General features: G+C 44.2%; 15 protein-coding genes. 13 read left to right on the top strand and 2 right to left on the bottom strand.

The window, feature by feature from the left end; all coding sequences use genetic code 11:
* Positions 1–322: 322 nt before the first annotated feature.
* The 13 genes from MUCPA_RS35480 to MUCPA_RS35420 all read left to right on the top strand — a co-directional run bounded on the left by MUCPA_RS35480 (position 323) and on the right by MUCPA_RS35420 (position 18,204).
* On the top strand, positions 323–886 hold the full coding sequence (locus MUCPA_RS35480) for a helix-turn-helix domain-containing protein (protein WP_040626875.1): 564 nt from the start codon (positions 323–325) through the stop codon (positions 884–886).
* Positions 887–1,005: 119 nt separating this feature from the next.
* A complete protein-coding gene (locus MUCPA_RS37405) occupies positions 1,006–3,252 on the top strand; it encodes an InlB B-repeat-containing protein (protein WP_008513501.1) in 2,247 nt (748 codons plus the stop codon).
* Positions 3,253–3,332: 80 nt separating this feature from the next.
* Complete coding sequence (locus MUCPA_RS35470; RefSeq protein ID WP_008513500.1) at positions 3,333–5,264, top strand: OmpA family protein; 1,932 nt, start codon at positions 3,333–3,335, stop codon at positions 5,262–5,264.
* Positions 5,265–5,404: 140 nt separating this feature from the next.
* On the top strand, positions 5,405–6,358 hold the full coding sequence (locus MUCPA_RS35465) for a D-2-hydroxyacid dehydrogenase family protein (RefSeq protein ID WP_008513499.1): 954 nt from the start codon (positions 5,405–5,407) through the stop codon (positions 6,356–6,358).
* A 141-nt stretch (positions 6,359–6,499) separates the two neighbouring features.
* Complete coding sequence (locus tag MUCPA_RS39390; RefSeq protein ID WP_008513498.1) at positions 6,500–7,012, top strand: nucleoside deaminase; 513 nt, start codon at positions 6,500–6,502, stop codon at positions 7,010–7,012.
* A 171-nt stretch (positions 7,013–7,183) separates the two neighbouring features.
* The gene (locus tag MUCPA_RS35455) at positions 7,184–8,236 is read left to right on the top strand and encodes a glycoside hydrolase family 130 protein (RefSeq protein WP_008513497.1); all 1,053 of its coding nucleotides are present in this window, start codon (positions 7,184–7,186) and stop codon (positions 8,234–8,236) included.
* An 86-nt stretch (positions 8,237–8,322) separates the two neighbouring features.
* Positions 8,323–8,514, top strand: coding sequence for a hypothetical protein (locus MUCPA_RS35450; RefSeq protein ID WP_008513495.1), 192 nt, complete (start codon positions 8,323–8,325; stop codon positions 8,512–8,514).
* A gap of 151 nt (positions 8,515–8,665) precedes the next feature.
* Entirely contained in the window at positions 8,666–9,436 is a 771-nt protein-coding gene (locus MUCPA_RS35445; RefSeq protein ID WP_169316222.1) for an N-acetylmuramoyl-L-alanine amidase family protein, read from the top strand.
* Between the two features lie 234 nt (positions 9,437–9,670).
* Positions 9,671–10,267 carry an RNA polymerase sigma factor gene (locus tag MUCPA_RS35440; protein ID WP_008513492.1) on the top strand — a complete coding sequence of 199 codons (597 nt, stop codon included), beginning with the start codon at positions 9,671–9,673 and terminating at the stop codon, positions 10,265–10,267.
* A gap of 90 nt (positions 10,268–10,357) precedes the next feature.
* On the top strand, positions 10,358–11,497 hold the full coding sequence (locus MUCPA_RS35435) for a FecR family protein (RefSeq protein WP_008513490.1): 1,140 nt from the start codon (positions 10,358–10,360) through the stop codon (positions 11,495–11,497).
* 175 nt (positions 11,498–11,672) lie between these two features.
* Complete coding sequence (locus tag MUCPA_RS35430; protein ID WP_008513487.1) at positions 11,673–15,137, top strand: SusC/RagA family TonB-linked outer membrane protein; 3,465 nt, start codon at positions 11,673–11,675, stop codon at positions 15,135–15,137.
* A gap of 13 nt (positions 15,138–15,150) precedes the next feature.
* Entirely contained in the window at positions 15,151–16,623 is a 1,473-nt protein-coding gene (locus MUCPA_RS35425; protein WP_008513484.1) for a SusD/RagB family nutrient-binding outer membrane lipoprotein, read from the top strand.
* Positions 16,624–16,656: 33 nt separating this feature from the next.
* Positions 16,657–18,204: an alkaline phosphatase family protein gene (locus MUCPA_RS35420; RefSeq protein WP_008513483.1), complete on the top strand. Its 1,548-nt coding sequence runs from the start codon at positions 16,657–16,659 to the stop codon at positions 18,202–18,204.
* 80 nt (positions 18,205–18,284) lie between these two features.
* Here MUCPA_RS35420 and MUCPA_RS36630 read toward each other — a convergent pair whose 3' ends face one another.
* Complete coding sequence (locus MUCPA_RS36630) at positions 18,285–19,175, bottom strand: TlpA family protein disulfide reductase (protein ID WP_008513481.1); 891 nt, start codon at positions 19,173–19,175, stop codon at positions 18,285–18,287.
* Positions 19,151–19,732, bottom strand: a complete 582-nt coding sequence (locus tag MUCPA_RS35410; protein WP_008513479.1) for a hypothetical protein — start codon at positions 19,730–19,732, stop codon at positions 19,151–19,153. The genes MUCPA_RS36630 and MUCPA_RS35410 overlap by 25 nt, the downstream gene beginning before the upstream one ends.
* Positions 19,733–19,830: the final 98 nt, after the last annotated feature.

Below are 19,830 nucleotides of genomic sequence, written 5' to 3'. Positions count from 1 at the left end.
TTTATTTATTGAAACCGATTGATATTTAGTTTAATTTGAAATCAACTAAATATAAACTATAAGTTAATATGATACAGTTTATTCTCTAATAGTAATCATAACTTAATTTTTGGTTAAGTTTAAAAGGCTTGCGCCGATTGCGAGCTGAGTTTATTTTGTGTTTAAAGGCACATGTTGCATTGCCTTAATTTTAAGCAAAAGTACTTTGGTTTGAACAGGGCAGGCTATTTAAGTTGTCCAAACAAAAGGTTGAGCAGCTATTATGTTTTATGGTGTACCTTGCTGTACGTAAACGGGCACTTGCTTTGCAAGTATACCTGCAATGATACTGTTTATTAAAAATATGGTTTGCCTGAGCTGCCAGATAGTGGTTCAATATGAGTTAGAGAGGATCGGGCTGACCGTGATCAAGGTAAATGCAGGTGGGGTAGAAATTCTGGAACCAGTATCAACAGATCAGATGCAAAAATTCTGGGTCGCTTTAATTAAAGCAGGCTTGGAACTGATGGACGATAAAAAAAATATCCTGGTAGAAAAAATCGTCAGTGCTATTTCAGAAATGATCCAACATCCGGAAGGCATGAAGATTAATTTTTCTGATTATCTCAGTGGCAAACTCAATCTTGATTATACTTACCTGGCTAATGTTTTTTCGGAAACACAACGCATCGCCATTGAGCATTACATCATCATCAATAAAATAAAACGGGTTAAGCAATTAATTTGCAATAACGAGCTTAACCTCACCGAGATTTCGTGGAAATTGAATTATAGTAGTGTGGCTCACCTATCCACCCAATTTAAAAAAGTTACCGGTATAACTCCTTCCTATTACAAACACATCACCTGCAAGGGCTCTCTGCAGTTTGAAATGTGTGAATTATAGAACTTATTTAAAAAATTGTGTAACAGCTTCATCTAACACTTAGGGTAGGTTTGTATTGTCCTGAATTTTGACATTATAAATCCTCGCAATAAAATTCAACATCGTTTTAATAAATAATCATGAAAAGAATCTCTACTTTAACAGTGGATAGTCCGCAGCGTAAAGGTGCTGGCTATTCTAAAATCTTCAATGCCATCTGTTGCCTTGTGCTCCTGGCGGCCACCTTGATATCGAGTTGTAAAAAAGACAACTATAAAGGCGAAGTAGTAGGGGTGTGCCCCCTGGTTGTTAGTACCGACCCTATGGACAAAGCCGTAGATGTGGCTTTGAACAAAGTGATAGCGGTAACCTTCAATACCAGCATGAGCGCGGCCACTATTAATAAAACTACGTTCTCAATTAAACAAGGAACTACAGTTATTTCCGGTACTATTGCACCAACTACCAACGGCGCTAACTTTACATTTACACCGGACGTACCTTTATTACCGTTTACTGTCTATACCGGTACTATTACAACTGCGGCTACAGATACACTTCGCACCGCATTGGTGAGCGATTATGTATGGAGCTTTACCACAAGCCCACAAGTAGTTTTATCGGCCAACCCCGCAATTGGCGGAACAGTGAGTGGTGCCGGAACGTTCGCACAAGGTTCAACAACTACAGTTACTGCTACCCCTAACACGGGTTATACCTTTACCAACTGGACAGACAACGGTGTAATAGCTTCAACAAGTTCAAGCTATCAATTCACCATGGCTGGTAACAGAACTCTGGTTGCTAATTTTACAGCCATACCGGCTGGCCGTTTTGCGGTCACCTTAACATCCTTACCTGTAGCCGGGGGCACAACTAATGGCTCAGGTTCATATGCGTCTGGTTCGCAGGTAACGGTAACAGCAGCGCCTAATACAGGGTACACTTTTGTGAACTGGACAGAAAATGGCAATATTGTGTCGGTAAGCTCAAGCTATCAGTTTGCCATAGCCGGAAACAGGATATTGATTGCTAATTTTAAAGTGATACCTGCATCTCAGTTCGCGGTGGTATTATCATCAAACCCTCCAGCAGGTGGTTCAACAAGCGGATCGGGTTCATATTCAGCAGCGTCATCTGTAACGGTAACTGCCAATCAAAACCCTGGTTATACCTTTACCAACTGGACCGAGAACGGAAATGTTGTTTCAACCAGCGCTGTTTATACTTTCGCTTTATCTGCCAGCAGAACGTTGGTGGCTAATTTTGCTATCAATACCTATACGTTAAATGTATCAGCTACAAACGGCACAACGGCTAAAACGCCATCGCAGGCCACTTATAACAGCGGCACAACCGTACAGGTTTCGGCCACGCCCAATACTGGCTACGTGTTTTCTGGATGGAGCGGGGATGCCACAGGCTCCACAAATCCATTAACGGTTACCATGGATGCTAATAAAAACATTACAGCCAATTTTACGGCTATTACTTATACCCTGAATGTAACCGCGGTGAATGGAACGGTTGTAGCCAACCCTAACCTGGCAGCTTACAACAGCGGCGCCACTGTAATACTTACGGCAACAGCCAAAGCGGGCTACACTTTCAGTTCCTGGACGGGTGATGCTGTAAGTATTAGCAACCCATTAACGGTCACCATGAACGCCAATAAAAACATCACGGCTAACTTTATTTTAACTCCGGCCATTGGCCCGGTATTGCCGAGCCTTGGTACAGCGGCTAATTTTACCATTTTAACCAAAGCGGGTATTTCAACTACAGGTATTACCTCGGTTGGGGGCGATATAGGTGTGAGCCCGGCTGCGGCAACATCCATTACCGGATTTGGGTTAATTATGAATGCCAATGGCCAGTCGTCGCATACGCCTATTGTAACCGGTGTGGTTTACGCGTCTGACTATGCTGCGCCAACGCCATCTAACATGACGGTTGCCGTTAACGATATGCAAACCGCCTATACCACTGCAAACGGTTTAGTTACCCCGGCACCAATTGTTGATTTGTATGCAGGTAATATAAGCGGCAAAATTTTAACTCCCGGCCTGTATAAATATAACTCCGGAGTATTGATAACCAGCGCAGGTGTAACACTTGCCGGTGGCCCTAATGATACCTGGGTATTCCAGATCTCTCAGGATTTAACGGTAAACAATAGCGCTATCATTACCTTAACTGGTGGCGCCCAGGCAAAAAACGTGATGTGGGTAGTTGCAGGTCAGGCCACGCTTGGAACCAATGTTGATTTTAGCGGCAATATTTTAAGTAAAACACTGGTCTCTTTAAACACTGGTGCTAAAGTTACAGGCAGGTTACTTGCACAAACAGCCGTTACCTTAAACGCCAGTACTGTTATTCTCCCTTAATTATCATAACCTTCATCAATCCGGCCAACGCGGGATTGATGAGGTTAAAAAAAGTTCCACTAATTTAAAAGAGATTTAGAATGATACACCTCCATAAAAAAATACAAACAGTCATCATCTGTTCGATGATAATGATTTTAGCTAACAACGCACTTAAAGCACAGGTTACACAGCCTAACTGGTGGTTTGGAATATCCGGTGCCGCCAATTTTAACTGGTACGACGGAACTACTCAAAGGCTTAATGGCTCGCTCATTGTTCCGGCGGCTTTTCATAAAGGTTTTGGGGTACGCCCTTACGGTTCGGTTTTGGTTGAATACCGCCCGGCGGGTATGTGGGGTGGTGCTTTAAACGTAGGCTATGATGGTCGTGGAGGTAAATTTAAAGAGGTTGTGGCCCCATGTAACTGCCCCGCCGACTTAACTACCAACACCAGTTATGTTACGGTAGAGCCAAGTTTGCGCTTATCCGTGCCCAAAACAAACCTGTACTTTTTTGCAGGGCCAAGAGTTGCCTTTAGCCTTACCAACGATTTTACCTATACGCAACTTAAACAGCCTACTACCAATGCGCAGCTGAGCGATATGCATAAAACCATAATCTCGGGCCAGGTTGGCGTTGGTTATGAAATTCCTCTTTCGCCTGCGGCCAGCCTTACTAAAGTCAATCTTTCTCCCTTCGTTTCGTACCAGCCATATTTTGGTGAGGAGCCACGTGATATCGAAAGTTGGTCTATCACTACGGTTAGGGCAGGTATTGCCTTGAAATTTGGAAGGGGTTCAAAACTGCCTGTCAAGGATATTACAGCACCGCCCGTACCCGAAATCTCTTTTACTGTTCGTGCGCCTAAAACGGTGCCGTTGCAGCGCCAGGTAAGCGAAACCCTGCCTTTGCGCAGTTCTATATTTTTCGATGACGGATCGGCTGAAATACCCGGAAGGTACATTATGCTCTCCAATACGCAGGCAGGTAATTTTAAGGAAGAACAATTGCAAAAACAGCAGTCGGACAACACAACGGGCCGTTCTTCAAGGCAGTTGAATGTTTATCACAATATCTTAAATATTTTAGGCGATCGTTTAAGGGCGAATCCCGGTACAACAATCTCGTTAAGCGGTGCTTCGGGTAAAGGTATTGCTGATGGTACCGCACTTGCCATATCGGTTAAACAATATATTGTAAACACCTTTGCTATTGACGGATCGAGAATTGCGACTGAAGGACGTATTAAGCCGCTTATCCCTTCCGAACAACCTGGAGGAAGCAAAGAGCTGGTGCTTTTGCGTGCCGGTGATCGCCGGGTTGATGTAACCAGCACATCGCCACAGTTATTAATGGAAGTGGGCGGAGGCTTGATGAAACCGGTGCAGATCGAAGCCACCCAGGTTGATCCGCTCGATAGTCGCGTTGTGCTTAATGTAGATAAAGCTAAAGAGTTATTTAAATCATGGTCGGTAGACCTGACCGACGAAAGAGGCGTTGTACAACATTACGGGCCATTTACTAACAACCAGGAAAGCATTTCGGGCGCAGCTATTTTAGGCACTAACCCCGAAGGTAATTATAAAGTAGTGATGGTTGGCCAAACCAAAAATGGACTAACCATTACAAAAGAGAATTCGGTACACTTAGCAGGTGTTAATGAAGCGGTTGAAAAAGGTTTGCGCTTTAGTATCCTGTTTGATTTTGACAGGGCCAACTCCACAGCTGCTTACACCAAATTTTTATCCAATACAGTAGCTTCATCTATTACTGATGGCGCAACGGTTATCATCCATGGTCATACCGATATTATAGGTGAAGAAGACCATAATCTGAAACTTTCTCAGGAGAGGGCCCGCGAAGTTCAAAGCATTTTGGAGCGCGCTTTAGCCAAAGCCGGAAAAAACAGCGTCAAGTTTGAAACCATTGGTTTTGGCGAAGATGTAAGTCACTCCCCATTTGATAACAACCTGCCCGAGGAGCGTTTTTATAACAGGACTGTGATTATAGATATTATTCCGGTTAAATAATTAATTAATGGTTTTTTTTAGAAAGAAGACGGGAGAAATTCCGTCTTTTTCTATTTATATCCTGTTTGGGAAAGCTGAAGCACCATAGCGATTATGCAAAATCTAATCAAAAATGCGGCTAAAATTGATAAATTGGACCCATGAATTCAAAAATACAAATAGCCGTATTAGACGACTATCAGCAGGTAGCGACAGCTACTGCCGATTGGAGCGAAGTACAGCGACGGGCACAGGTTACCATCTTTCATGATCACCTGTTTAATGAGACCGAGGTGATCAATCGCCTGTTGCCTTTTGATGTGGTTTGTGTGATGAGGGAGCGCACACCATTAAACAGGAACATTTTGAGCCAGTTGCCTAATTTAAAGGTGATTGTATCAACAGGTAAGCGCAATGCATCTATAGATGTACAGGCGGCAGAAGAATTTAATATCCGGATAATGCCTACCGGATACATTGGTACCGGCGCACCGGAAATGACCTGGGCCATGTTGATGGCTATTACCCGTCATATTCCCCTGGAGGCCGCTAATGTCCGGTCGGGGGGATGGCAAACTACTATTGCTGCCGATCTTACCGGCAAAACCCTCGGTATCATCGGGCTCGGAAATATCGGCGCAAAAATGGCTGTCTATGCCAAAGCGTTTGATATGAACGTGATAGCCTGGAGCCAAAACCTTACCGAAGAGAAAGCCGCGGCTTCCGGTGCTAAACTGGTAACTAAAGAGGAGCTTTTTAGCCAGGCTGATTTTGTAACCATTCACCTGGTTTTGAGTGATCGCAGCCGCGGTATTGTGGGTGAGGTGGACCTGAACCTGATGAAGCCAACGGCTTATTTTATCAATACTTCAAGAGGGCCTTTGGCCGATGAGCAGGCTCTGATTAAAGTATTGGAGCAAAAAAAGATAGCAGGCGCCGCACTGGATGTTTTTGAAACAGAACCGCTGCCGCCCGGGCATCCTTTCCGCAAACTGGATAATGTACTGGCAACGCCGCATATCGGTTATGTAACAGAAAATACTTACAAGCTATTTTACGAGGATACCGTGAAAGCGATATTGAAGTGGTTGGATACCGTGCCCGAAAATAGCTGATTGTTGCACAACTATCGACTTTTATCGGCTTGTTTTGAAAGGGCGCCCATTTACGGACGCCTTTTTTGCTGATTTTAATTAATGTAAAACTAATAACGTTATACCGGTGTTTGTTGGGAAAGAAAATTCAAAATACAGCGAATGAGGAATACCGAAGTTAATGCGGAGCATTTAAAGTTTATGAATATGGCTGTCAAATGTTCTTCCGATAATCTGAAAACCAATTTGGGCGGCCCGTTTGGGGCGATTATTGTAAAAAATGGCAAAGTTATAGCGTGTGAAGGCAATACGGTAACCAGCTCAAACGACCCGACTGCTCATGCCGAGGTTAATGCCATTCGTGCGGCTTGCCAGGCCTTAAAATCGCCCGATTTAGAAGGTTGTATTATGTACACCAGTTGCGAGCCTTGCCCCATGTGTACCAGCGCCATTTACTGGGCTCAAATAAATGTGGTTTATTACGGCAATACCAAAACAGATGCCGAATGGGCTGGCTTTAGTGATACTTTTATTACCGAAGAACTGGCTAAACCCTTAACAGGCCGGAAGGTTCAGTTTAAACGAATTGGCGCAAGCGATGCCATCAGGGTTTTTGAGCAATGGATGCAAAAAACCGACGATGAAAAAGATGCTACCAAGAAGGGTACACTGTAGCTGATTGTGGATCATTCCGGAAGTGAAAAGTCAGGAGCCCGAAGTAACAGCGTATATTTTACACGCTGTGCGAATGCTATTCACTTGCCTATAGCTTTCGATTTATCTTTTTAAATTAAAACCTATTTCAAAACCGTAGTGTTTAGAAATGACATCAACCTGAAATGAAACATGAAAGATATAGCCCGTCGTTTTCCGGAAAATCCGATATTATCGCCCTCGGATTTAAAGCCCAGCATGGATGGCTTACACATTGCCTGCCTGTTAAATCCAGGTGTGTTTCAATTTGAGAATAAAACGTGGCTACTGGTACGCGTGGCGGAGAGGCCCGAACAAAGTGATGCTGTGATCTCGTTCCCCGTTTTGACCGAAACCGGCACCACCGAAATTATGGAGATAGCTTTGGATGACCCAGACGTTGTTACTACTGATCCGCGCGTGATAAGATACCGGGGTGTGGATTATTTAACTACACTATCCCATTTGCGCCTGCTTTGTAGCGATGATGGAATTAAATTTTACCAACCGGAGGGCTATCCACCCTTATTTGGAATAGGAGCTTTGCAAACTTTTGGCATTGAAGATTGCCGCGTAGCTCATTTGGACAATAAATATTATCTCACCTTTACAGCAGTATCGGCCAGCGGGGTGGGGGTTGGTTTACGCACCACTACCGATTGGAAGAACTTTGAATCGCTTGGCATGATATTGCCTCCTCACAATAAGGACTGTGCCATTTTTGAGGAGAAGATTAACGGAATGTATTATGCCCTTCACCGGCCCAGCAGTGTTGATATTGGCGGCAATTACATCTGGCTGGCACAATCGCCGGATGGTATCCACTGGGGCAACCACCAGTGCCTTATTAAAACCCGTTTAAATAGCTGGGATAGCGCCAGGGTGGGGGCGGGTGCGGCGCCCATTAAAACCGAAAAAGGATGGCTCGAAATTTATCATGGTGCCAATTACGAGCATCAATATTGCCTCGGCGCTTTTTTGCTGAGTCTTGACGAACCTTCGGTAGTAATTGCCCGTACCGTTGATCCGATTATGGTGCCAACGGAAAGTTACGAGCTGACAGGCTTTTTTTGGCATGTGGTATTTACTAACGGGCATATAGTTAACGGCGATACCATCACCATTTATTATGGCGCGGCAGATGAGTTTGTATGTGGTGCGCAATTTTCAATGAAGCAAATATTCCAGGCCCTGGAGATAGTTTAACGGTAAAGATGTTAGGATAAGAAAACTGCTTGATAAATAATTATAACTGGCTCTAACAAAATAAATTGTTATACGTTTAACCTGTTATGGACGATGATAAAAAACATTACCACTTTGTGAACAGCCAAACAGGTAATGTTATTGCTTATTTATCTGTGCCAGCGTCTGCATCGGCTGAATCTCTTGATGTGATTCTGGATAAAAGGAGGAAGGAATTGGCTGTGGAACATGGCTTATACTTTGAAATCATTTACTGGAAACTTGAAAGAAAAAAATAATAGTAAGCAGTAGTCGTTGTGAGTTAAAGCCTGTGGTTAGGTAAATTTTGCAAAGTAAAGCTCTGTATTGCTTTATGTTTGCTTTATTATTGATTGTGTTTTGTTTTAAATGATGCTATCTAATTTAAAAAAGTTCTTGTTTTTTTGGCTGATGTTAACACTGGCGTTTAGTTCAAACGCCCAGCAAAAAGATCAATCCGTCCCTACATCGTTTAAATTTAAAACCGTTGTGATCGACGCTGGGCACGGTGGCAAAGATCCCGGTGCGCATGGTGCCATATCGCTTGAAAAAAATGTTGCACTTGCCATCGCCAAAAAGTTAGAAAAAGCTATAGAAGCGCAAATTCCGGATGTTAATGTGGTGATGACGCGCAGTACCGATAAGTTTATCGAGTTGAATAAACGATCGGAGATTGCCAATAAAAATGGCGCCAATCTATTTATATCTATCCATTGTAACTCTTCGCCGCAAATCAGGGCCGATAATTATCATAAAGGGGTATTGCTGCTGGTGTATGGCTTTCACAGAAACCAGGAACAGATGGAAGCGCTCCGCGAAAACGCGTCGATCTACATTGAAAAAAACTACAAAGAAACCTATAGCGATTATAACGAAAACGATCCTACGGCTTTTATCGCTTTAAATGCCTTCCGCCAAAAATACCGTAAACAAAGCGTTCAGTTTGCCGAATTAATTAACCAGCAGTTTACAGCCAATGATGGCCGCCGCAGTTTAGGAGTTAAGGAGCAGGGGGTTTTGGTATTGGCCCATAGCGCCATGCCCGCCGTACTGGTTGAAACTGGCTTTATCAATAACATAAGCGAAGAAAAATACCTTAACTCGGACGAAGGGCAGCAAGCCATCGTGCATTCCATTGTGGCAGCTTTAATTAAATACAAAACCAGTATGGCGGTTAGATAGGGGGGGGAAGATGTAAGAAGCAAGATGTAAGATGTAAGATGTAAGAGGGGGGCCCAACTTTACTCCCTGATTTATTGTTTTATATTGAACTTTTTTCTTTTCCTGCTTCTTGTCTCTTGCTTCTTACATCTTATGCCTCATTTCCAACAAGCACCCAGTGTTTTTATAGAGTTAACATTAAGCTAATACGCTTGCCTTTATTTTGCAAAAGTTAATAGTCCTTAAAGTTAATTTATGGCAGAGGTGGAAGTACTTTCGGATGCAGAACTGCAGGAGCTTATGGTTAACGGCGATTATCAGGCTTTTACAGTAATTTACAGCCGTTATGTTAATCCCTTAAAACAGTTTCTGTTCAAGATTTTAAAATCCACTGAACTTACCGAGGATATTACCCAGGAGGTTTTTATCAAAGTATGGGCAAACCGGGCCAAACTGGCTCAAATCAAATCATTTAAAGCTTACCTATATATCGCTGCTCGCAACCATGCCTTAGATAGCTTAAAGGCTGCGTTCCGTTCGGAAGTGGCCATGGGCGAAGTTATCCGCAGCTTTATAGAGCAGCGCGATAGTACGGCCGAAAATTTACTGGATAAAGAATACCGCTTGTTTTTAGACAGGGTATTGGCATCATTACCTGAGCGCACGAGAGAAATTTTTGCCCTATGCCGTGAGCAGGGAAAATCTTATGATGAAGTGGCCGATATTTTAGGTATCTCGCGCAACGCGGTAAAAAATCACATGGTGTTCTCCATGAAAATTCTGAGCAATTCTGTAAAAAAAGAACTGGGCATTTCGCTTAGCATACTGTTAACGGTACTTTTCAGGGGCTAAATAGCTACTTGTGTTAAGTAATTATTAAATCTCATCTTTCTGCTACCCTCCATTTAACTTTTACCGTCTTAGTACTAAAAGCCATCAATAATGGATGATAGATACTACAAGCAATTAGTTAGCCGCTACCTGGCCGGAAATGCCACTGATGATGAACTGGAAGTTTTTGCTCATCTGGTAAAAGAGGGCAAGCTGGATGTTTATTTGAACGAAGCGATAAACGTTGAAGCTGGCATCCATGCTGATGATGAAATATCAACTGAAAGGGATAACAAAAAAAGCTTTGTATTTGCGGCCTGGCTTAAATATGCGGCTGCTGTTATCTTGATGGCATCGGCTTCGGTAATCGTGTATTCACATTTTACGCATCTCAATAAACCTGTAGCTGTTACAAGGGTTATTAAAAACGATGCGCTGCCTGGCGGAAACAGGGCGATATTGACCTTGGCTAACGGGAAAAAAATAGTTTTGGGCAATGCGGGCAATGGCACCATTGCGTTACAGGGCAATACACAGGTTGATAAGATACGCAACGGACAATTGGTTTACCAGGCTACAGGCAGCTCCGATAAATGGCAAAATGCTACAGCCAACCAGGTTACCTATAACACCGTGAGCACGCCAAAAGCCGGTGAATATGAAATAACGCTGCCTGACGGAACCAAAATCTGGCTCAACTCGGTTTCGTCCATTACTTTCCCAACAGCTTTTACCGGCAACGAGCGCAGGGTGAGCATTACCGGTGAAGTTTATTTTGAGGTGGCTAAAAATAAAAATAAGCCATTTATAGTTGAAACCAGGGGCCAAAATGTAACGGTGCTGGGTACCCACTTTAACATTAACGCCTATGATGATGAAAATACCATTAAAACCACTTTGTTAGAGGGCAGCATTAAATTATCCGCGCATAGCAACAGTAAAATATTAACTCCGGGGCAGCAGGCCGAGGTAACCAACAACCGGATCACCATTATCAATAACAGCGATACCGAAGCCGCCGTGGCCTGGAAGAACGGCTACTTTGTTTTTGATAATACCGATCTGCCAACGCTTATGCGCCAGCTTTCGCGCTGGTATGATGTGAATACGGTTTACAACGGCAACGCTGGCAATCACGAATTTGTTGGTCAGATTAAGCGGAGCGTAAAGCTATCAAGCGTACTGAAAATTTTAGAGGCAAGCGGCGTGCACTTTAAAATAGAAGGTGAAAATCTTTATATCCAACCCTAATAAACAATAAAATTTAACAAGTTTTAATCCCCAAAACACAACATGGAAACAGTACAGTAAAAAACTATACCCACAAAAAAACCGGAAGTGCTGCGAACACGACCGGCTATATGCCTGGGTAGCCAAAACAATCTTTTAACTACAGAATTTTTATTAACCCAAACAATGCAAAAGTATGCAATTCAACCAAAGCAGGAAAGGCCCCGCTCAGGAAGTTTTTCCTTATTCCAAAATTTTCCTGGTAATGAAATTAACTTTCATATTATTAATAGTAGCGTGTTTACATTTATCAGCAAAAACATCGGCCCAGCACATCTCCATAAACGAAAAAAATGCACCGTTGAGCAAGTTGCTCACCATTATCAAAAACCAGAGCGGTCAAAGTATTTTTTATGATAATACGCTGATTAAAAAGGTATATGTAGAGAATGTTTACTTACGCGATGCCACCCTGGAACAGGCTTTAACGCTGGTACTCAAAGGCCAGCCCTTTACTTATACCATTGTTGATCATACCGTGGTAATTAGTACAAAAGGTAGCGCTAACCCAATTGCCAATATACCCGTGCGTATAACCGGTACGGTTACCGATAACGAAGGCAACCCGGTGCCGGGTGTAACGATCAGCATCAAAGGCACAACCCATGCAGCCGTTTCTGATACTAAAGGGAACTATGGTATAATGGCCGAAGAGGGGCAAACACTGGTATTTTCGTTCATCGGCTTTAAAAAAACCGAAGTACTGGTTAGCGGCAAGCACGTTATCAATGTAAAACTGGTGCAGGATGCTACCCGGCTCAACGATGTTGTGGTAACCGCCCTTGGCATTAAACGCGAAGAAAAATCGCTGGGATTTGCCGCACAAACGCTAAAAAGCAACGCGGTTGAAGATGCCAAGACCAATAATTGGGTTAACTCCCTTTCGGGCAAAGTAGCCGGTTTAAATATCCAGGGTACAGGCTCGGGGCCTATCGGTTCTTCGCGGATTACCCTGCGTGGCGAAAACTCTTTAAACCTTGACAATAACCAGGCGCTTATTGTACTTGATGGTGTACCTGTTAATAGCAAAGTGACCGGCACCGGCTTTAAGGCGCACTTAGCCGCCGATAGCCCGGTAGATTTTGGCTCGGATGTTTCGGATATTAATCCCGATGATATCGAAAGCATTACTGTACTTAAAGGGCCCGGCGCGACAGCGCTTTACGGTAGCAGGGCCGCCGGTGGCGCTTTGATTATCACCACCAAAAGTGGAGCCCGTAAAGAGAGCGGCCTGGGTATTACCTACAATTTAAACGTGAGCATTGATCAGGTTAACCGTTGGCCCGATTATCAATATGAATACGGCGAAGGCAGAACCACAGCCTACTACTCTTATGGCGACAGTCCGGACGGTATCAATACCAGTACCAACGCCGCCGCTGGCCGGGCCTGGGGGCCTAAGTTTAACGGGCAATCTTATTTTCAATACGACCCAAATACACCCGACAATAAAGCAACTGTGCGCACGCCCTGGGTTGCCTATAAGGATTATGTAAAGGGCTTTTTTCAAACCGGATCTACCGTTACCAACAACCTGTCTATCGAAGGTGGCGACGAGAAGAGTTCGGCCAGGCTTTCGTTATCACATTTGGATAACAAATGGATCATCCCTAATACAGGTTTTGCGCGTACATCGGTAGCGCTATCGGTTAATCATAAAATGACGGATAAGCTCAAGATAAGCGCAAAAGCCAATTACACCAACAAAAATAGCGATAACCTTCCGTCGGCGGGGTACAACAACCAAACGCTGATGTATTTCCTGGCGATAGGTACAGCGGCCAACATTGATCACAACTGGTTTAAGCCTTACTGGCAACCGGGGCTAACTGGGGTAGCGCAAAAAAATCCGTTTAACCCTGGGCCGGATAATCCTTATATCGATATCTACGAAGATTTAAATAAACTATCAAAAAACGGGTTTATCGGTACAGTTTCTGCCAATTACCAGTTTAACAGTAAATTGGAACTGATGCTGCGTACCAGTTTGGATATGTCGAGCGAATTTCGTTCTCAGCAACGCCCTTACAGTATCACCAAATATCCTAAGGGTAGCTACCGCGAAGAGAATGTTTATAGTTACGAGGCCAACAATGATTTATTGTTAACCTATAAGGATAAAATTGGCAAAAAAATAAAGTACTCCATTAACGCGGGTGCTAATGCCTTAACCACGGATTACAATTTCGCGGGGATGTATGCCGATCAGCTGGCGCAACCGGGTGTTTACCAGTTATCTAACAGCCTTGATCCGGCCGTGGCCGATCCACAACGCACAAAGAAAGCCGTAAATAGTTTATACGCTGCTACGCAATGGTCGTATAACGATGCCTTCTTTCTGGACCTTACCGGTCGTAACGATTGGAGCAGTACGCTGCCTTATAAAAACAATTCGTTTTTCTATCCCTCCATCAGTACCAGTTTCTCATTGGGCGATATATTTAGCCTTCCAAAACAGGTTTCGTTTGCCAAGCTGAGATTATCATACGCCCAGGTAGGTAACGATACCAGGCCTTATCAAACTTCAAAATACTATGATAAGATTTACAGTAACAGCTTTACCTCGCCTACAACCTTATATAACCCCACACTTAAACCCGAAATTACGTCAAGTTACGAGGCCGGTTTGGATTTAAGGTTGTTTAATAATCGCCTGTCAACCGATATTGCTGTTTACCGCAACAGCAGCCGTAACCAGATATTGGCCATCCCGCTCGATCCAACTTCCGGTTACGCCAATGCCTTGGTAAACGCCGGATTGATTGAAAGCAATGGGGTAGAGGTGCAACTAAAGGGTACACCGGTATTAAAATCTAACTTTAGGTGGAACACTACCCTTAACTGGAGCGAGAACAGGAGTTACGTGCGTGAACTGACTAATAGTTTAAATAACTATGTTATTTACAGTCACGATGGTAACGTTACCATTGAAGCCCGCGTGGGTGGCCGAATGGGCGACTTATACGGTTTGGGCTACCAGCGCTCGCCCGAGGGGAAGGTTATTTATAACTCTACCGGATTGCCTGCTCCACTTAACCCAACCTCCAAATTATTGGGCAATGCTTTCCCTGATTGGAAGGTCGGCCTTTTAAACGAATTCAGTATTAAAAAAGTGAAGTTTAGTTTCCTGCTTGATTATCAGCACGGTGGCAAAATGTTTTCGCAAACCAACCATAAAAACAATACGCTGGGTAAAACCAAGGTAACGCTGCCCGGCCGCGATAATGGGATTGTAGGCGATGGCGTGGTACTTGGCGCCGATGGTGTTTATCGCCCCAATACGGTTAGCGTATCGGCCAGCTCCTACTACGAAAACTATTACGCCATTAACAATGCCGAGAATAACATATTTGATACCAGCTATTTAAAACTGAGGGAGGTGCGCATTGAATTTAACCTGGCTTTGGCATTGCTTACCAGGGCAGGCTTAAAACAAACCAGCGTAGCAATTTATGGTCGCGACTTATTTGATATTACCAAATATCCTGGTTTTGATCCGGAAGGCGGAAACTTGAACAGCGGCACCTTAACACCCGGTGTTGAGCTGATGCAGTTCCCTTCGCCGCGAACTATGGGTATTAACCTCACCTTCAAACTCTAATCATCTTTACACCATGAAAAAAGTATATCTAATCATTTTGCTGCTCAGCTGCCTATCGGTATCGTGCACCAAAAACTTTGAACAGATCAATACCGACCCTAACCGACCTAAGGATGTAAACCCAGGCGTAGTGCTCGGCCAAATGCAATATCGTATTGTGAGCAGTAGTATCAGCGCTGCACGTGGCTTTACCCACGAGCTGATGCAGGTTGATGCACCGCGCAGCAGTAGCGGCGGCGGTGTACACCGTTATGTAATTACGCCCGGTACCGGCGTATGGACCAGCTTTTATACTTATCTGGCCGATATAGAGTTAATAATAGCCAGTGCTGATAGGTTAAAAGAGCCCAATTACAAAGCCATAGGTTTGGTTTATAAATGCTGGGCCTATTCTATCCTGACGGATGTTTATGGCGATGTGCCTTACTCTGAAGCTATTAAAGCAGATAATGGTAATTTTTTGCCAAAGTTTGATAAGCAGCAAGATATCTATACCCAAATTTTGAAAGATCTTTCGACAGCTAATGATTTGTTCGACGATTCAAAAGCGCTTACCTACGGCGGCGATGGCGTTTACCCGTCTAATGCCTTAACAAGCGGCAAAAACCTGGGGATACAGCGCTGGAAGAAGTTTTGTAACACGCTGCGCATCAGGCTGCTGCTACGTTTGATTAAACGTGATTCGGAATTAGGCATCAGCGATCAGATCAAAGCTATACTGGCTAATCCAACTAAATATCCTGTATTCGCATCGAATGCCGACGAGGGCATCTATAAGTTCCCGAACGTTTACCCATACTTTAATCCGTATTATACCGCAAGGCAGTTAGACTGGCGCGACGGTACCTATTATACCAAATTTTTTATTGATCACCTGAACAGTTGGAACGACCCGCGTCGTGCCGTGTGGGCCCTAACCGTACCGGTAAACGGGCAAAATGTTTACCAGGGGATTGAGAGTGGATACCCCACCACAACCGAATATGTGGTAGGTAAAAACTCCAGTTATACGGATGCGCTTAAAACATCGGCCATAACCGGGGTGATGATTACTTATGCCGAAGAGGAATTTATGATGGCCGAACTTGCCCTAAAGGGTTTTACTGCTGCCGGCAACGCAAAAACACATTACGAGAACGGTATAACCGCCTCGATGGTGCAATGGGGCGTTGCCTTACCAGCCGGTTATTTACAACAGGCTGGCGTGGCTTATGATGAAACGGCCAGTGCGGATGCGCGCCTGCAACTGATCATGATCCAAAAATATTACGCCTACTTTTTTAACGATTACCAGGCCTGGTTTGAAAAAAGGCGTACCGGCTATCCGGTATTGCCCCGTGGATCGGGAATCCCGGCCGAAAATCAGTTTCCAAGCCGTATCCCTTATCCAACTTATCTGCAATCGTTAAACCCGGCCAACCTGGCCGCGGCGGTAGCCGCTATGGGTGGCGATAATAGCAACATCAAGGTTTGGTGGGATAAATAATTAACCAGTTTAAAACGATAACGATAAAATATCATGTTTAAAAAAACAATCATACTACAGGCGTTTGTATTACTGCTTGTGGCAGCCGGAGCCAATGCCCAGGTTAAACCGAACTCGAAAGAACTAAAAACGCTGATCGTGTTTTTTGACGGACTGCGCCCGGATTATATTACCCCCGAGGCAATGCCCAATTTATACGCCTTCAGGAAACAAGGATCGTACGGTAAACAGCACCATAGCGTTTACCCAACCGTAACCCGTGTTAATTCATCGGCTTATTCAACAGGTAGCTATCCGGCTAAAACCGGCCTGATGGGCAATACGGTATATTTCCCCGAGGTGGATCAATTAAAGGGCCTTAATACCGGCGAAGCGGAGGATCTGAATCGCATTAGCAAAGCTACTAATGGTAAATTGCTTACCACCGTATCGCTGGGCGAATTATTGAAAGCCGCTGGCAAGCGCATGATGGTGTTCAGCTCCGGTTCAACCGGGCAGGCCTTATTGCAAAATCATACGGTTAGCGGCGGCGCTATTGTAAACCCATCCATGATTTTGCCCGAATCGTTTAAAGATACCGTAGTTAACTCCATTGGCCCTATACCCAAACATGAAAAACCCAATACAGCCCAGCACAAATGGGTTGCCGACGCGCTGATTAAATTTGGTTTAGCCGCCAATGGGCCTGCGGTAAGCGCCATCTGGTTTTCTGACCCCGACGGTACCGCCCATGCCGATGGTATTGGCAGCGAAACCGCTATGGCGTCGATCCAGTCTGTCGATCACGAATTTGGCCGGATAATGGAGTACCTGAAAAGCAACAACCTGGATCAGGTTTATAACATCATCATCTCGACAGATCATGGTTTTGTTACCCATGTGGGCAAGCAGAACGTAACCAGCGTGCTGATTGAAAAGGGGCTGAAAAAGGATCGCCTATCGGATGATGTTGTGGTTGCCGAAGGTGCCATCTATGTAAAAAATCATGACGCTGAAGTAATTAAAAAGATTGTTGCCACCCTGCAGGAACAGGATTTTGTTGGCCCGGTATTTACCAAAGGTACTAACCCTGGCGACCTGAAAGGCTGGGTTGCAGGAACGCTTGCCTTTGAGGCTATCCATTGGAACCATCCTACGCGCTCGGCAGATATCCTGGTAGATGAAAAATGGGATAACAGTAAAAATAAGTTTGGTTACGAAGGTACCAGTTTTTCGGGCGGTGTTGCGGGGCACGGCGGGTTTAGCCCGTATGAGGTGCATATCGCACTGATGGCTGCCGGGCCGAGCTTCAAAAAAACATTTGAAAGCGAACTGCCTACCTCCAACGTAGATATTGCGCCTACGGTATTATACCTGCAGCATGTACCCGTGCCCCGGCAAATGGACGGTCGCGTTGTTTACGAATTGCTCAATGAAAAAGTACCATCATCAGCACCGGTAACAGCAAAAACAGATTCCATAGAAACGGAAGTTTCGGCACCCTGGGGAACTTATAAGCTGATGATACATCGTACCATTTTAGGCAAATACAACTATATCGATTATGCCAAAGCTACCCGTGTTTTGAAAGATATCAAGTAGCATGGCTATCGCGTAAAGCGGTAAAAGGCTTTGCGAAACTGACGAAAGTCCCCGGAATTTGCTTTCCGGGGATTTTGTTTTTAAAGGGCGATCAAAGTTTTCAATTTATTCATTAGGGCATCACCCCGTAAATCCATGGCAATAATTTTGCCTTGCGGATCTATCAACAGGTTGGTAGGATAGCTGTTGATATCCTGATAGCCCGGTATGCTGGTACCGCTGGCTTCCATTTTAATATTGGGCCAATTGATATTGTGTTCTTTTAAAATCTGTAGGGTAACGTTCTGATCTCGATCATCAATCACGCCTACTATTTCCAATTGTTGGCGGTTGTATTTTGCATAAGCCTCCTTCAAATAATCAAACTCCTGGATACAGGGGCCGCAGTAGGTACTCCAAAAATCGATAAAAACATATTTACCCTTTAAGTTGGCAGTGGCTATTGATGTGCCCGGCGAAGCATTTGGGTTGATGTTAATGCCCTTAACTGGAGGTGCTATAAAACCGGTTTGCCTTAAAGTTAGAGCTGGTGCTTTTTTAACCGCCGTTTGGGGGCTTGTGCCCTTGCTGTTTAAACCGGTGGCAAAGCCGTATATATCATTACCAGTCAGTGTGATCTCTTTGGTATTATCGGTAATGTTAGATACCAAAAGTTCATCATCGCCAATTTGCACAACTTGATCTTTTTTAACACGTTTGTCCCAGCCAATACTGGTGAAATAAGGCCGGTCGGGCAGTACTGTGATGTATGGATTCGCTGTATTGCTACCGGTAGCGAGCAGGTACGGTTTACCTTTGTATACGAAACGGCAATACCCGAATTCAGGAAATGTAAAATCCATTCCCGAATGATGGGGATCGTTGGATTGCGCTACAAACACCAGCTTTTTTTCGTTTTTAATTTCCCCGTTATTGGCATAAGTGATGTCCACCAGTACCGACGCATTCAGGATAGCGCTTTCATCAAGCACATTTTTAAAAGCGGCCTGATCACGTCGTCCGAAAAATCGCCGTTATTGTTAGCGTCAACCATATAAACGTGCTCTTTATTAGCGTTAATGCCACCTAATGCCGAGATATAACATTTAACGGGTTTCCTGGATAACTGAAGGGTATCGGCAAGTTTAAACTTAAGCTGAGCCAGTTTTTCGATAAGAAACTCTTTGGTGTACAGATGAGCCACATAGTTTTGATAGTAAAACTGCGGGCCATCCAAAATATAAAAGTATTCTATTACATCGCTCAGGTTTTCCGGCTTGTTTTTCATCTCCGGATATGCCTTGTACTCTTCTGGCTGTTGTTCCCGGATGACAGCTTTAGTAGCAATACCATACGAACTTAAACCGTCAGAGCCCAGGCCCGCAACCTTTTCTAAATGGAAGGTGATGGAACTTTGCTTAACCGGAGCAGTTTGGTTTGGCAGCTTCATCCTTGCCGATTCAGGATTGGTTTTGGACTGACCAAAGACCGGGTTGGTACATAAAAGAGAAATCCCTGTGGCCAGGACAGTTAGTAGGCGATGGTTCATGGTTGATAGTTTAGTCCATGGTCCATAGTCGATAGTCCATGGTGATTGGTGTTTTAGTCTACGGTCGATAGTTCATAGCGATTGATTCTTTTTAATCC

Origin of the sequence: Mucilaginibacter paludis DSM 18603 (assembly GCF_000166195.2) — a bacterium.
GTDB lineage: Bacteria > Bacteroidota > Bacteroidia > Sphingobacteriales > Sphingobacteriaceae > Mucilaginibacter > Mucilaginibacter paludis.
Note: the sequence above shows the minus strand (reverse complement) of the source record. Positions and strands in the feature narration are given on the sequence as shown.